At 65.1% G+C, this 15,045-nt stretch carries 15 protein-coding genes; 2 read left to right on the top strand and 13 right to left on the bottom strand.

What is annotated here, in order from left to right; genetic code table 11:
- Positions 1-27: 27 nt before the first annotated feature.
- The 10 genes from XcyCFBP4188_RS01450 to XcyCFBP4188_RS01400 all read right to left on the bottom strand — a co-directional run bounded on the left by XcyCFBP4188_RS01450 (position 28) and on the right by XcyCFBP4188_RS01400 (position 9,091).
- Complete coding sequence (locus XcyCFBP4188_RS01450; RefSeq protein ID WP_104591506.1) at positions 28-714, bottom strand: hypothetical protein; 687 nt, start codon at positions 712-714, stop codon at positions 28-30.
- Positions 704-1,234 (bottom strand): hypothetical protein, encoded by a 531-nt coding sequence (locus XcyCFBP4188_RS01445; RefSeq protein ID WP_104591505.1) that lies wholly within the window; start codon positions 1,232-1,234, stop codon positions 704-706. Before XcyCFBP4188_RS01445 ends, XcyCFBP4188_RS01450 begins: the two co-directional genes overlap by 11 nt.
- A 201-nt stretch (positions 1,235-1,435) precedes the next feature.
- Positions 1,436-2,728: an adenylosuccinate synthase gene (locus XcyCFBP4188_RS01440; RefSeq protein ID WP_006449744.1), complete on the bottom strand. Its 1,293-nt coding sequence runs from the start codon at positions 2,726-2,728 to the stop codon at positions 1,436-1,438.
- Between the two features lie 427 nt (positions 2,729-3,155).
- Entirely contained in the window at positions 3,156-3,353 is a 198-nt protein-coding gene (locus XcyCFBP4188_RS01435) for a DUF2065 domain-containing protein (RefSeq protein ID WP_081376439.1), read from the bottom strand.
- Positions 3,354-3,470: 117 nt separating this feature from the next.
- Positions 3,471-3,935 (bottom strand): REP-associated tyrosine transposase, encoded by a 465-nt coding sequence (locus tag XcyCFBP4188_RS01430; RefSeq protein WP_043907770.1) that lies wholly within the window; start codon positions 3,933-3,935, stop codon positions 3,471-3,473.
- Between the two features lie 433 nt (positions 3,936-4,368).
- Positions 4,369-5,232, bottom strand: a complete 864-nt coding sequence (gene hflC / locus XcyCFBP4188_RS01420; RefSeq protein ID WP_006449475.1) for a protease modulator HflC — start codon at positions 5,230-5,232, stop codon at positions 4,369-4,371.
- A complete protein-coding gene (gene hflK / locus XcyCFBP4188_RS01415; RefSeq protein WP_043907771.1) occupies positions 5,229-6,371 on the bottom strand; it encodes an FtsH protease activity modulator HflK in 1,143 nt (380 codons plus the stop codon). The genes hflC and hflK overlap by 4 nt, the downstream gene beginning before the upstream one ends.
- A gap of 396 nt (positions 6,372-6,767) precedes the next feature.
- Positions 6,768-7,154 (bottom strand): twitching motility response regulator PilH, encoded by a 387-nt coding sequence (pilH, locus tag XcyCFBP4188_RS01410; protein ID WP_023902978.1) that lies wholly within the window; start codon positions 7,152-7,154, stop codon positions 6,768-6,770.
- Positions 7,155-7,577: 423 nt separating this feature from the next.
- On the bottom strand, positions 7,578-8,474 hold the full coding sequence (locus XcyCFBP4188_RS01405) for a DnaJ C-terminal domain-containing protein (protein ID WP_023902977.1): 897 nt from the start codon (positions 8,472-8,474) through the stop codon (positions 7,578-7,580).
- A gap of 140 nt (positions 8,475-8,614) precedes the next feature.
- The gene (locus XcyCFBP4188_RS01400; RefSeq protein WP_006451906.1) at positions 8,615-9,091 is read right to left on the bottom strand and encodes an Hsp20/alpha crystallin family protein; all 477 of its coding nucleotides are present in this window, start codon (positions 9,089-9,091) and stop codon (positions 8,615-8,617) included.
- A 159-nt stretch (positions 9,092-9,250) separates the two neighbouring features.
- Between XcyCFBP4188_RS01400 and XcyCFBP4188_RS01395 the strand changes: the two genes are divergently transcribed.
- Together XcyCFBP4188_RS01395 and XcyCFBP4188_RS01390 are read left to right on the top strand one after the other, a co-directional pair.
- Complete coding sequence (locus tag XcyCFBP4188_RS01395; RefSeq protein ID WP_006451905.1) at positions 9,251-9,733, top strand: peroxiredoxin; 483 nt, start codon at positions 9,251-9,253, stop codon at positions 9,731-9,733.
- Between the two features lie 42 nt (positions 9,734-9,775).
- A complete protein-coding gene (locus XcyCFBP4188_RS01390; RefSeq protein WP_006451904.1) occupies positions 9,776-10,336 on the top strand; it encodes a ferritin-like domain-containing protein in 561 nt (186 codons plus the stop codon).
- A 278-nt stretch (positions 10,337-10,614) separates the two neighbouring features.
- On the opposite strand, the gene pbpC is transcribed toward XcyCFBP4188_RS01390, so the two are convergent.
- The 3 genes from pbpC to XcyCFBP4188_RS01375 form a co-directional block, all read right to left on the bottom strand.
- Complete coding sequence (gene pbpC, locus XcyCFBP4188_RS01385) at positions 10,615-13,038, bottom strand: penicillin-binding protein 1C (RefSeq protein WP_043910019.1); 2,424 nt, start codon at positions 13,036-13,038, stop codon at positions 10,615-10,617.
- A 104-nt stretch (positions 13,039-13,142) separates the two neighbouring features.
- Positions 13,143-13,985, bottom strand: a complete 843-nt coding sequence (locus XcyCFBP4188_RS01380; protein ID WP_043910017.1) for a CPBP family glutamic-type intramembrane protease — start codon at positions 13,983-13,985, stop codon at positions 13,143-13,145.
- Positions 13,986-14,054: 69 nt separating this feature from the next.
- Positions 14,055-15,002 (bottom strand): glycerophosphodiester phosphodiesterase family protein, encoded by a 948-nt coding sequence (locus XcyCFBP4188_RS01375; RefSeq protein ID WP_043910015.1) that lies wholly within the window; start codon positions 15,000-15,002, stop codon positions 14,055-14,057.
- Positions 15,003-15,045 lie beyond the last annotated feature (43 nt).

Raw genomic sequence — 15,045 nt, 5'->3', positions numbered from 1 at the left:
GCCAGACCTAAGCCGACGATGTCGCAGCTACGCTGATGCAATGGTACCTAGACGCTGAAGCACGACGCTTGCGCGCTCCGGTTCGGCGACCAATCCCGGCAGCGCGTTCACAAACGCCGGGTTATCCACTAGCCCCTCAAATACGTTGGCCACCCAATGCCGAAGGTCTGCATGCTCCACGGCAAACTCTTCCACCAGCTCGGCCCGGCCATCGACGACATTGAGGACGTCCTCCAGGTCGTGGCTGGAAAGAAAGTCGCTGTTGCCTCGGGTAACGAAGGCTTCGAGCTTGGTCGCCACGAATGCTGTCGCTGTCACCAATCGGATGGACAGGCGATCGCTCAAGGCCACCACTTGGGCCGTCTCTACAGCATGGGCGTACCAGCGGTTGGAGAAGCCAAGCACGCCGGCATCCACCGGCATCAGGTCGAAGAGGACGCCCGACGCTTCGTGTACCCAGCGGCAGACGACGCCGCTCTGCATCTCGCGCGCGAAGCCCTGCGACTCCACACGCGCCTCGATACCGCGGAACCGGGACCAATCGAGATTGACCACCGCATCGACGTCATAGGTGGCGCGGACGCTTTCCGCCAATGGATCCGACACCAGCAGGCCAACGACTGCGCCGCCAAGGAAGACTATGTGTTCGCAAAGCTCGCCTAGTGCATCCGCAATCACAAGCAGATGCGGCAAATTAGGATCATTAGATCGCATCGCTAAGCCCCAGTAACTGCTTGAGATAGCGCGCTGCCAGCGTGCGCTCGCGGGCACGCCCGCTGCGCAGGGCGTCCTGCAGCGCCAGCAGTTGGTGCAAGGCAGGGTCGGCCAGCGCGGCGTTGGGCACACCGGCCGACAACGGCGACAAGCTGGGGCCTTTGGCTGTGCCCTGCGCGCTTGGCCACACCGGTGCATCCCCTGGGGAGCTGGAAATGGCAATGGACAGTGGGGGCACGCCGAAGGCCGTCGGAATGCCACGCCTTAGCGGCCCGATGACGGCAGGAAAGGCGTAACGCACGCCGTGGACCGCAAACTCGTGCAGCGCCGTGCGCACCGTCTCCCACTCGCCGCGGCTTTTTTCCAGCGCCAGGCCGGAGGCCACCGCGCGCTTGACGCTGCGATGCACCTGAGAGGCGCTCATGCCCAGCGCTTCTCCAAGAGAGGCGTAGGTCCAGGCCTGGCCCGGTTGGGCGACCTGCTTGTACAGCACCACTAGATCCTGCGGCTTGAGTTCCACGTTAGATCAGCTTTATTCCATATTCCGGAATATCGAATATCCAAGTAAAGCTCTGCCTTTGCAAGCAGGCGCGCGCTCAGTTGTTAACCTCGGGTACCGCAGACACGCCACAGTTCCAACAATGGCGGCGGTGCCCAGCATGACACAGAGAAAAGCCCCACTTACGCAGGGCTTTTCGTTACTCCAAACACGTGCCAGCGATCAGGCGAACGGATCCTGCAGCACCATCGTGTGGTCGCGATCCGGGCCGGTGGAGACGATGCTGATCGGGCAGCCGGCCAGTTCTTCCAGCGCGCGCAGGTAGGCGCGGGCGGCCACGGGCAGCTTGTCCCACTCGGTGATGCCGTGGGTGTTCTCGGTCCAGCCCGGGAACTCCAGGTACACGGGAGTGCACTCTTCCCAGCCCTGCGCGTCCAGCGGTGCGTATTCGGTGCGCTTGCCGTGGTATTCGTAGGCGATGCAGACCTTGAGCTTTTCCATGCCGTCGAGCACGTCGAGCTTGGTGATGCACAGGCCGGAGATGCCGTTGATGGCCACCGCCCGCTTGAGCGCAACGATGTCCATCCAGCCGCAACGGCGCGGGCGGCCGGTGGAGGCGCCGTATTCGGCACCGCGGTCGCGGATGCCCTGGCCCACTGCGTCGTCCAGCTCGGTCGGGAACGGGCCGCCGCCCACGCGCGTGGCGTAGGCCTTGGCGATGCCAAGCACGTAGTCGATCGCGTCAGCGCCCACGCCGGTGCCGGCCAGTGCGCCGCCCACCGTGGTGTTGGAGCTGGTGACGTACGGATAGGTGCCGTGGTCGATATCCAGCAACGCGCCCTGCGCGCCTTCGAACAGCACGCGTTTGCCCTGCTTGCGCAGGTCGTGCAGGATGCCGGCCACATCGGACTTCATCGGCTGCACGTACTCGCCGAAGGCCAGCGCCTCGTCGAAGGTTTTCTGGAAATCCACCGCGTCCACGCCCAGGTACTTGGTCAGCACGAAGTTGTGGTAATCCAGCGCGGTGCGCAGCAGTTCTTCCAGCTGCGGCGGGTAATGCAGGTCGGCGATGCGGATACCGCGGCGGGCCACCTTGTCTTCGTACGCCGGGCCGATACCGCGGCCGGTGGTGCCGATGGCCTTGCCGCCGGCGGCCTTCTCGCGGGCCTGGTCCAGGGCGATGTGGTACGGCATGATCAGCGGCGCGGCCGGGGAGATCTTCAGGCGCGAACGCACTTCCACACCGGCCGATTCCAGCTCGCCGATCTCCTTGATCAGCGCGGCCGGGGAAATCACCACGCCATTGCCGATCAGGCACAGCGCGTCGTCGCGCAGGATGCCGGAGGGGATCAGATGCAAGACGGTCTTCTTGCCGTTGATGACCAGGGTGTGGCCGGCGTTATGGCCGCCCTGGAAGCGAACGACCGCACCGATTTCTTCGGTGAGCAGATCGACGATCTTGCCTTTGCCTTCATCGCCCCACTGGGCACCGAGCACGACAACTGACTGACCCATGACGGGTGAACTCCTGAGTTTTGCTGCGGCCATCGGGGCCGCGGGATGGGACCGGTTCAAGGCTGGCGGCGACACCTGGCGCGCAGCTCCATCGGGGAGCGTTGCAATGGCGCGAAAGCCCTGACACGGAAAAAGCCGAACGGAGTGCTCTGGTTGGAGCGTGCCCGGCCGGCTTTTGTGCATTATCCGGGTTTCGGGTGGCAGGCACTACCCCTTGGGGGCGGCGGATCGGGGAGCTGGTCAGATTGCGGCTGGCCGTCGGTTGCGCGGTGCTCCGAGCGCTGCCGGTCCCTAGCCTGGGAGATCCCGTAGCGACAATCCCAATGGCTCGTAGGAGCGCACCAGGGCGCGACAGGCATTACCGGCGAAGCAGTCGCGCCCAGGTGCGCTCCTACGCTGCCCGTTGCGGTCGGAATGGACCACCCACTCAGTGACGCACGATCCACAGCGCGATCGCGCCCAGCACTAACGTGACGCCGCCAATGGCGCGCAGTTGGGCGGTGGGCAGGCTGAACAGTTGCTCGACCATGCGCTTCCAGGCGGCGGGCACGGCAAACAGCAGCAGGCCTTCGATGACGGCGATCAGGCATAACGCAGACAGAAACTCGTGCATCACCAACACCATCGCAACGTGGGAGATGCAGTGTGCCCGACAAGTTCCGCGTCGTAGGAGCGCACCTGGGCGCGACAGGCATTACCGGGAAAGCGATCGCGCCCAGGTGCGCTCCTACGTGGCTGTGTCTCAAAGCCAAATTGCGTCCCAGAACGGGTAGTCACCTACGCGTGTGACCAGCCCGGCCCGTAGTGGATTGGCGATGAGATAGCGCGCCGCTGCATGCAGGTCGTTCTCTTTGCGCAACGCATGGTCGTGGTAGCTGCGGCTCCAGACCGGTGCGTGATGCTGGCGCTGATCGTTCACTGCGCGTGCTGCGCACGCTTTCATACGTGAGACGGCATCGGCCAATGAGGTGGCGCTTCCAAGTTGCAACAGCCAATGGACATGATCCGGCATCAATACCCAGGCCAGCAGCCTGGCATCGGAGGGCGTTGCTGCGGTGAATGCCCGGCAGGCTGCGGCTGCAAGCAGAAAATCTGCGAACACGGCGCGACGCTGCCATGTCGTGGTGGTCAGCAGGTAAACGCTGTTGGGCGAAGACTGCCTGCCGCGACGCAGCGCGCGATGCCCTGGTGAGTCGATGTTGGCCATGGCGCGATGCTGGCGGTCTTGGACCACGCGGGATATCGGCGGTTGCCGCGTTCTGCGCTAGGGGATCTATGTGGCGACTGACTGTCAGAGGCAATCAGCAGGGTCCGCCGCCGCCAAGGCCCGTCGCGCCCGGGTGCGCTCCTACCGGGCCTGGTCGGACCGACAAAACGGGAGAGGCGCTCCAGGCATCTGCGGATCCCGGACATGACCATCACCATCGCAGTCCACGCAAGGCCATGCCCCCGCCCCCAGCCACATGCGCCAAGCGTAGGAGCGCACCTGGGCGCGACGGGCATTCCCGGTAAGGAGGTCGCGCCCGGGTGCGCTCCTACGGTTGGGGCGCGCGCATGCCTGCTCGACAGTAAGAGGCACATACAAAAACGCCCGCAGTGCGCGGGCGTTTTTGTTTCAACGCGAAGCGATCAACGAACGATCAACGATCGCTCTTGAGGTACTGCAGGAACGGGTCGTTCTTGTCCAGCACCACCACGCCATTGCCGTCGGTCATGGAGCCGCGATAGGCCTCCAGGCTGCGGTAGAACGCGTAGAACGACGGATCCTTGGAGCCGGCCTGGCCGTAGATGCGGGCGGCGTCGGCGTCGCCTTCGCCGCGCAGCTTCTGGGCGTCGCGCTCGGCGTCGGCCACGATCACGGTGGACTCGCGGTCGGCCTGGGCGCGGATGGTCAGGGCCTGCTCTTCGCCTTCGGCGCGCAGCTTGCTGGCTTCCTGCTTGCGCTGGGCGCGCATGCGCTCGTAGACGTCGGTGATCACCTGGCTGTCGGTCGGCAGGTCGATCTGCTTGATGCGCAGGTCGGTGATCTGCATGCCCAAGCCCTTGATGGCGCCGTTGATGCCCTTGAGCTGGTTGGCGATCAATTCGCTGCGGTCGCCGGAGACCAACTGCTGCAAGGTGCGCGAGTTGATCTGGTTGCGCAGCGAGTCGGTGATGATCGGGGCCAGGCGCGAATTGGCCACCGACTCTTCACCGCCGGTGGCGCGGTAGAACGCACGCACATCGGAGATGTAGCCGATGGCGAAGAAGTCCACGCTCACGTCTTTCTGCTCGGCGGTGAAGTAGCGCGCCGGGGCGGTGTCCAGCACCTGGAAGCGGCGATCGAACACGCGCACCGATTCCACCACCGGCAACTTGAAGTGCAGGCCGGGCTTGAGGTCGGCACGCACCACGCGGCCCAGGTTGAGCACCATGGCGGTCTGGTCTTCGCGTACCACGAATACCGAGCCCATCAGGACCAGCAGCACGGCGACGATCAGGCCGATGACTAGCGAATTTTTCATTGTTCGGTTCCCTCACGGCCGGTCGGGCGCGGGCCGCGCTCCGGATTGCGGATGCCCTCGCTGCTGCCGCTGCTTTGCGGCGGGTTCAACAGCACATCCTGCGGCACCATCGACGGCATGCTGCCGCTGCCCGCAGTGCCACTGTTGTTGGCGGGCTTGTTGGCATCGGCCGGCAGCGGCACGTAGATGACCTGACGGCCATCGCTGCCGATCACCTTGCGGTTCTCCGACAGCACCTTCTGCACGGTTTCCAGCCACAGGCGCTTGCGCGTGACCTCGGGGGCGTTGGCATACTGCTCCTGCAACAAGGTGAAGCGATCGGCGTCGCCCTCGGCCTTGGAGACGGTGGCCTGCTTGTAGCCTTCGGCGCCGGTGCGGGTGCGTGCACCCTGGCCGCGTGCTTCGGGCACCACCTTGGCGGCGTAGGCCTGGGCTTCGTTGATCAGGCGCTCGCGCACCTGCTGGGCCCCGTTGACCTCGTCGAAGGCCGGCTTCACTTCTTCCGGCGGGCGCGCATCCGGCAGGGTCACGCCAGTCACCGACAGACCCGTGTTGTAGGCGTCGAGCGCAGCCTGCAGACGATCCTTGGACGCAATGGCCAGCGGGCCGCGATTGTTGAGCACGGTATTGAGGTCGGAACGACCGACCTGCTCACGCACCGCACTTTGCGCCGCCTGCTCCAGCACCAGATCGGCATTGCGCGAACCGAACAGATACTTGCGCGGGTCGCTGATCTGGTACTGCACGTTGAGCGAGACGTTGACGATGTTCTCGTCGCGGGTCAGCACCGGCACCTGATTGCTGAAGGTCTTGATCTCGGTGGCGTTGACCTTGCGCACCGACTCGACCGGCCACGGCAGCTTGAAGTTGGGGCCGGGCTGGAGGATGCGCGAGAACTGGCCGAAGCGCAGCACCACGCCACGCTGCTGCTCGCCGATGAGCTGGAAGCTGGAAAACAGCACCATCAGCACCACCGCGACCAGAATCCAGCGCCCCACGCCGCCATCGAACAACTCTTTCAACGGGGCGGGCAGATTGCCCCAACCACCACCGTTGCCACCACCGCGCGGGCCCCAGGACCTGCGACGGTTGGGATCCGGGCCGTCTCCGCCCTTGTTGCCGGGTGTGTTCCAGGCCATGCACGCTCCATGATCGAGGGGCTGCGCGGGCCAGTCCCGCAGTGCCGCCGTGTTGTGTGATTCGATGATTCTACTAGATGGGGCAGACCCACCGTTTTGAAAGGCCCCATTTGGTGCATCGGCGGTTTAGCCGGTGGGGTGAATTAAGCCGGTGGCGGGGGTGGCGGGCGGCTCGGGGCACAGTGGCGGCGCGATTTGGGGTCAAGCATCGGAGCGAGCGCGCCGGAGTTGGCAGAGGGTGATCAAGCTTTCGTGCCGCCACGATGTCCGAACGGCACCAGCAGCACAGCTGGCTTTGGCATCAACGCGAGGTGGCGCGTGGTTACCGCAATGACACGTTAGCTTGTGGTCCTGCGCAACGAAGACGCCAACTTCGCTCGCATCGCGCCAACGCACTCACGCAGTCGGCGGTTCGTCTTTCTGGTTGAACACACGCTCCATCACTTCCAGCAGTTCGTCTTCGGAGAACGGCTTGGTGATGTAAGCACGCGCGCCTTGGCGCATGCCCCACATGCGGTCGGTGTCCTGGTCCTTGGTGGTCACCAGAATCACCGGAATGTGCTGGGTGGTGGGTTCGCGCTTGAGCGTGCGCGTGGCCTGAAATCCATTGAGGTTGGGCATCACCACATCCATCAGCACCAGATCCGGCAGCGAGGACTTGGCCGCTTCCACGCCGGCAGCGCCATCGGTTGCGGTGATGGTTTCGTGCCCCAGCTTCTCGACGATGCGCTGAATCCCCAGCAGCTGCGACGGCGAGTCGTCGACGATCAGAATGCGAGCCATGTGTTTCCCCTAGTGTGCGCGGCGAGTGTAGTGCGCCGGCCGCGCTTACGGTAGCTGGGGCCAGGCCGGGCGCTGGACGCTTGGTGAGGCTGTTGCGATGTGCGATTTGGCGGCACGTTGTTTTTCGTCGCGGGCCGCTGCTGGCGTACTACGTCAGATAGGGCGCAGTTGGATTCAACAACATCGCAGATGGTCGTTGGTTGATGCTTCGCTTTCTTACCGTACCCTCACCCCAACCCCCGCTCCGCGCCCCGGCCCGCGCTAGCGGCGCGCGCGCTCCAAGGCACGCGCGCCAGTGGCGCGCAAGCAGCGCCTTATCGCCCCGGCGGGAGAGGGGCTTTGATCCCTTCTCCCGCCGGGAGAAGGTGGCGCGTAGCGCGGGGTGGGGAGGGGCTTCATCTCGCTTGCGCTGTTTGGTCCAGCTCACACCGTCTCGCCGAACGCCTTGGCCAGATTGCGGTACGCCTTCTTCTGCGCATCGTCGGTGGGCGCCGGTGCAAGAATTTCCAGCTCAACGATCTGGTCGCCCGGGGTGGTGCCCGGCAAGCCGCGGCCGCGCAGGCGCAACTTGCGACCGGCGTCCGACTCGGCCGGCACCTTCAACTCCACCGACCCGCCCAGGGTCGGCACGCTGATGGTGGTGCCCAGCGCGGCCTGCCAGGGCGTGACCTGCAAGGTGTACAGGATGTTGCGCCCGTCCACCTCGAACTGCGGGTGCGCGGCATATTCGATCTCCAGCAGCAGATTGCCGCCACCATTGCCCTGCCCGCTCAGGCGGATCACCTGGCCTGGCTGGACGCCCTTGGGCACGCGCACGTCCAGCTGCTTGCCGTTGATGGTGATGCGCACGCTATCGCCCGCATACACCGCTTCCAGTGGCACCGCCAGCTTGGCGCGGGTGTCGCCACGCGTTTGCGGGCCGGGGCCTGCACCGGGCCCGGCACCCGGACCACGCGGACGGCCGCCGCGCTGGCCGGCGAACAGGCTTTCGAAGAAATCGCTGAAGCCGCCACCGGCGCCGCCGTTGCCGAATACTTCCTCGTACTCGTAGCCCTGCCCGCCGTTGTAGTTGGGCGGGGCCTGGAACTCGTCGCCCGGGCGGAAGCCCTGCGCCTTGAGCTGGTCGTAGGCCTTGCGCTTTTGCGGGTCGCGCAGCGCCTCGTAGGCTTCGTTGATTGCCTTGAACTTGTCTTCCGCGCCGGCTTCCTTGCTGACGTCGGGGTGGTACTTGCGTGCGAGTCGACGGTAGGCCGTCTTGATCTCTGCATCGCCCGCGCTCGGCTCGACGCCCAGCGTTGCGTAGTAATCCTTGAATTCCATCTAATCACCTCTGGAAAAAAACGGCCCGCAGCCAAGGCCACGAGCCAGTCATATCGCAGCCGGGCGGGCAACCGCACCTATTCTACGGTGCGGTTGCCGCCGGGGAGCGAAGCCGATGACTTCGCTCCAGGTTCGTCGCCTTACTGCACCATGCCGCCGTTGGCGTCCTGGCCGTTGCCGACCTGGATACGGCGCGGGGTGGCTGCCGGGCGCTTGGGAATGCGGATTTCCAGCACGCCGTTGTGTCCGGCCGCGGTGATGCCGTCCGGGTCGGCACTGTCGGGCAGCGCGAAGCGGCGGTGGAAGCTGCCGTAGCGGCGCTCGATGCGCGAGAAACGCTCGGTCTCGGTGCTGGACTCGCTGTTGCGCTCGCCCTTGATCGACAGGATGCCCTTGTCCATCTGCACCTCGATCTGGCTCGGGTCGATGCCGGGCAGATCGGCGTACAACACGAAGTGGTTGGGCTCTTCCTTGATGTCCACGCGCGGCACCCACTGGGCGGTCACCACCGCCGATTCGTCGGTGTCGCCGTTGTGCTCGAAGAAGCGGTCGAACACATGCTTGATTTCGTTTTGCAGGGCGTGGGTGGGCCACTGTGGATAACGAACGATGTTCATTGCGAGCCTCCATTAGGTTGGGTGAAGGGCCGGCGACCGCGGCGTGCCGTTGCGCCGGCCATGTGCGTCAGATAGGCGTCGCGTTGCGGATTTCAAGCGTGTTGACGCGCTTTTCCCTTGTCCCTTTCTAGAATTCGTTCAGCCACAGGAGCACATCGCATGACCATCCACGTTGGTGACCGCATTCCCGAAATCGTGCTCAAGCGCTTGCGTGAGGGGATCGAAGCAGTCGACACCCATACCTTGTTCGCAGACCGCAAGGTGCTGCTGTTCGCGGTGCCGGGCGCGTTCACCCCGACTTGTTCGGCCAAGCACCTGCCGGGCTATGTGGAGCACTTCGAGCAGTTCCGCAAACGCGGCATCGAAGTGCTGTGCACCGCCGTCAACGACCCGTTCGTGATGCAGGCCTGGGGCCGCAGCCAGCTGATCCCCGATGGCCTGCACATGCTGCCCGATGGCAATGCCGACCTGGCCCGCGCACTGGGCCTGGAAGTGGATGCCAGCGGCTCGGGCATGGGCCTGCGCTCGCGTCGCTACGCTTTGTATGCCGACGATGCGGTGGTGAAAGCCCTGTTCGTCGAAGAACCCGGCGAATTCAAGGTGTCTGCAGCCGATTACGTGCTGCAGCACATGCCCGATTGATGCATTGATTCCCCCGCCCACTCAGAAGGAAAACGGCCAGCCATGTCTACCCAGCCAGCCAAGCAACTCCCTGCCGGTATCACCGACACCGCCACCTTGCGCACCCGCGCACGCCAGAGCATCGAAGACGGCGCCGTCACCGAGAGCTACCACGCCGACCGCGAGGCGGTGATCGACCTGCTCAACACCGCACTGGCCACCGAATACGTGTGCACGCTGCGCTACTACCGTCACTACTTCATGGCCAAGGGCATGCTTGCCGACGCGGTCAAGGGCGAGTTCCTGGAACACGCGCAGCAGGAACAAGCGCACGCGCACAAACTCGCCGAGCGCATCGTGCAACTGGGCGGCGAACCGGACCTCAACCCGGACACGCTGACCAAGCGCTCGCACGCCGAATACAAGGAAGGCACCGACCTGCGCGACATGGTGCGCGAGAACCTGATCGCCGAACGCATCGCCATCGACAGCTACCGCGAGATGATCGATTTCATCGGCGACAAGGACACCACCACCAAGCGCATCCTCGAGAGCATCCTGGCTCAGGAAGAAGAGCATGCCGACGAGTTTGCCGACATGCTGGAAGGCTGGATCGGCGAGTGAGCTGAGTGACTGCATTGCAGCGACGGAGCGATGCGTTGCGATCGATGATCGGCATCGACATTCACAGTGAAGTTGAAAGTTGAAATCGACTCGATGATGAAACAGACAGGGCGCCTCAAGCGCCCTGTCTTTTTTCTGTGCCATTGGAGGGTGTGTGTGGTTGCCTGCGGCCGTAGGAACGCACCCGGGCGCGATGGGGCATTCCCGGTAACGCCCCATCGCGCCCAGGTGCGCTCCTACGGGTTTGTGCACGCTGGCCGGGCGCAGCAAATGCCCAGTCAGCGCAATACGCGAAAGCGCAGCTGCGTCCAGGCACCGTCGCTGGCCATTGCGGTGAGCGTATGCGTGCCGACCTCGGCGAATTCGCGTTGAAATCCCTGCCGGCCATTGGTCTGTGCGATCCAGCGACCGTCCAGCAACCAATCGATGCGCGCGTCGCTGCCCAGTGCGCGTAATTGCAAGCGCACCGGGCGCGCGGTGGCGTTGGCGCGTGCCAGCGTGGCGCGATCGCTCAGGCCGTCGATGCGCAGCACGCCGCCACCGGTCATGCGCCCATCGGGCAGACAGTCCGGCGCGAGCGGCGGCAATTGCGCGGCACCGCGTTCGGCTGCGCTGAGCCAGGGCGAGACCAGTGCCGGCCAACGCGCCAACGTGCGTGGCGCACGCTGATGCGCCTGGCTGCACTCTTGTGACAGCCGCTGACCGCTACGCGCATCCACATCGAAGTGCAGCTGCCCGCTCTGCCATAACCGCGCATCGCGTTCGGCGAAGGTGGGCGGTACTGCGCCGTCGAGCGCGTACGCTTCGGCACGTCGCGCGCATTGCGCCGGTGGTATGCGCTCGGCCGCGCCGCCGAGCGGCCAGCAGATCTCCAAGGCCTGCACATTGGCCGGCATCGGCACCGGCGCGCTATCGCCGGCACTGCGCGGCAACGCATCGATGACTTCGAACATCAGCGGCAACGCGGTGACTGCACCGTACTGGCCCGGCAGCGGCGTGCCATCCGGTCGCCCCACCCACACCCCGACCGTGTAACGGCGCGTACCGCCAATCGCCCACGCATCGCGGTAGCCGTAACTGGTGCCGGTCTTCCACGCCACGCCCGGGCGTGCGGCGATGTCGAAAGTGCCGCTGCCATACCCGGGGCGCGGATTGCTTTGCAAAATCTCGCGCACGATCCAGGCCGCACCCGGCGACATCAGCCGGCGCTCGATGCGCACATCTTCTGGCGTGTAGCGCACGTGCCCGGCAATCCCGCCGCGATTGAGCGCGGCAAATGCGCCCACCAGTTCCTGCAACTGCGCGCCGGTGCCGCCCAGTATCAATGCAAGCGACGGCGTGCTGCCATGTGCAAACCGCAAACCGATCCCGGCATTGGACAGCCGCGCAGCAAACCGCGCCGGGCCGATACGATCGAGCAGATCCACCGCCGGTACGTTCAACGACAGACGCAACGCGGTGGCTGCGCTTACCGGCCCGTTGAAGGCCGCATCGAAATTACCGGGACGATAATTGCCGAAACTCTGCGGCGCATCCACCAGCAGGCTTTCCGAATGGATCAACCCATCGTCCAGCGCCATGCCGTACAAAAATGGCTTGAGGGTGGAACCGGGCGAGCGCCAGGCCTGCACCATGTCCACATGCCCGAGCCGCTTGCGATCGCCGAAGCTGGCCGAGCCCACATACGCACGCGCTTCCATGGTTGCGTTGTCCACCACCAACAAGGCGGCCGAGGTGCGCTCGGGCAGTTGCGAAAAATACGTCGCGACGCGTTCTTCCAAGGTGCGCTGCAGTTCCACATCCAGCGTGGTGACGATGCGCGCCGCACGCGGTTGCGCGCTGTGCAAGCGCTGCGCCAGCAAGGCCGCATGCAAGGGCGGTTTGAGCGAACGCGTCACCACCGGCTCGATGCGCGCATCGTCCACCTGCGCGCGCGACCACACGCCCAGTTCCACCATGCGATCGAGCACCTTGTCACGCGCGCGTTGCGCAGCTTCCGGATGGCGATCCGGGCGCAGGCGGCTTGGCGATTGCGGCAGAACCGCCAGCAATGCCGCCTCGGCCTGCGACAAGGCCTTGGCCGGTTTGCCCAGATACGCCCAGCTGGCCGCTTCCACACCTTCAATGGTGCCACCGTAGGGCGCACGCTCCAGATACAACGTGAGAATCTCGCGCTTGCTCAAGTGCGCTTCCAGTTGCAGCGCGCGCAACAACTGCTTTGCCTTGCCCCATGGCGTGCGCGTGTGCGGATCCAGGATGCGCGCCACCTGCATGGTCAGCGTCGAACCGCCGGAGACGATGCGCCCCTGCCCGATCCATTGCCCGCCCGCACGCAGCAGGCCCCACGGATTGACCCCGGGGTGGCGCCAGAACCAGCGGTCTTCGTAATTCAGCAGCGCCTGCAGATACAGCGGCGACACGCTCTGCGGCGTGGCCGGATAGCGCCACACCCCATTGCGATCGGCGAACGCGCGCAATGGCGTGCCATCGCGTGCGACCACCAGCGTGGAGGTGTCGCGGGATCTGGGTAGCGGCAGCGGGAAGGCCAGGTCCAGCAGCAGCACGGCAGACAACAGTGCCACTGCGCTCCAGCGCAGCCACGTCAACCAGCGGCGGTGGCCGCGTTGAGCCACATCATCGGTGGCAGCGACGCGTTCCTGCGTCCTCTCGGTCCTTGCCTGCGCTTGCTGCTGCTCATCCATCTTGCGAAGCATGCAGGGCAAAACACATTTCGGCCACTCTTGCGCGCCGCGCATCGGGTGATCAGCTCACCTGCGCACTATTGAATGACGTAATGACGAACGCGCTAGCTTGCAACGTCCGCACGCAGCGAGCGAGGCGGCGTTACAAACAGCCGCAGCAATCCCATCGCCAGGAATACGGCAGATAGCCGCAATGCCATGCCAAGCCAGCCACTGGCGGCCGAATCGGACACCGCAAAGACCGTCCAGGCCGCATTGAGCGAGACATGCAGCACCCAGCCGCTCCAGATCGTGTAACCGTCCTGCGCGTCCACAATGGCAAACAGCAGCGCGCCGATGCCGGTGATGGCGAAGATCAATAAGGCATCGCCGCCTCCGCCGCCTGCCCCCAGCCAATGCACGCCGCCGAACACAACCGCCTGCACCAGCGCGGCGATCGCCGGACGCCAGGCCAGCGCGCGGCAGGCAAAGACAAAGCCGAAACCACGAAAGACGATTTCTTCGGCCAGCGGAAACAGCAGCGCCAGCCACAGCAAACCAAGCAGATCGCCGGTGCCGACCGAGGTGGATTGCGTCCACAGCCCAAGCCAGCACGGCAGTGTGGCCAACAGCGTCAGCGCCGGGCCGCGTAGCCCGTTCCAACGCAGCCCCAGACGCGCTGCGATCTCGCCTGGCGTACCAGGACGCAGCAAGGCCGCTGCGACCAGCACAACCACCACGCTGAGCAGATTGTCGGCAATCCCGCCGCCGTAGGGCACCGGAATTTTCGGGATAGGCAAACCAACCGCCTTGGCCACGTCGCGCACCTGCAGCGCGATCAGCAGCACCACCAACCAGACAACATGCGGACCGAATTTGCGCTGGGTTGGATCGAGCGGCATGCATACATCCTTGCGTGCAAACAGCGCATGACTATAGCGGCGGCGGCAGGGTCCCCGCAGTGCCATGGGTCATGCTGTGCGGCGACAGTGCGCATCCGTCGCGCGCCTACTGCGTGCAGCGAGGTAACGCGGCGCTCAACGCTTCTCCAGGCTCGCGCGATAACGCAGCAGCGCTTCCGGCGCATCGGTCTGGATGATCGATACGCCATCGCGGTACAGGCGGCCCCAGACCTTGTCCGGGTCGCGCTCGGCATCGGCGTCGCCACCGTAACCGGCGATAAAGCCTTCCCAGAGCGAGTTGACCATCAGCCGTACGTTGTGCGCCTTGCTCACGGCGACCAATGCCGGTAACTGCGCTGCCGACATCTTGGGCAACTCGAACGCGGCCGGACGCGCGTTGCGTGTCTGCGCGGTGGCGATCGCGGCCAGGTCGGCATTGCCATGCGCGTTGATCAGGATCGGGAAGAAGTACACCTTGTCGAACGGCAGCATCGCAGCCAGCGGCGCAGTGGCGATGCCGGCCTCGGCCTTGACGATCACTTGATGCTGCATCCCGGCGCGTACGACCGCGTCGACCACCTGCACGTAGATCGCATCCTTGACGTCCAGATTGAGCAGGATGTGGCCCTTGGACCTGGCCAGCATCTGATCGAGCGTGACCATGCGTTGGTCGGTCAGCGGTGCCTGCGTGCCGCCTTCGTCGCTGCGCAGGCGCAGCTTTTGCAAGTCGGCCAAGGTCAGCTCGGAGAGCTTGCCGGTGCCATCGGTGGTGCGGTCCACGGTGGCGTCGTGCAGCATCACCAGGGTGCCGTCGGCGGCACGCCGCACATCGGTCTCCATGACGTCGGCACCGATGGCGATGCAGCGCTCCAGCGCGGCCAGCGAGTTTTCTGGTGCGGTGTCTTTGAAGCCGTGCTCCGGTGCTGGCGCGTGGCAACCGCGATGGGCCACCACCACGATGCCGCCGTTTGGATTGGTCAGCCGGGCCTGGATCGTGGCCACACCGGTGGGCGCTGCGCTTGCAGTGGTGGCGAGCGCCACGCACAGCATCGCTGCGAGGGCGGCAACAGAACGTAAGGTCATCGAACGACTCCGCTTGAAAGAATAAACAGAACGACTGCGCGTG

This window comes from Xanthomonas hortorum pv. cynarae (assembly GCF_002939985.1).
GTDB lineage: Bacteria > Pseudomonadota > Gammaproteobacteria > Xanthomonadales > Xanthomonadaceae > Xanthomonas > Xanthomonas hortorum_D.
This window is presented reverse-complemented; position numbering and strand designations above follow the sequence as displayed.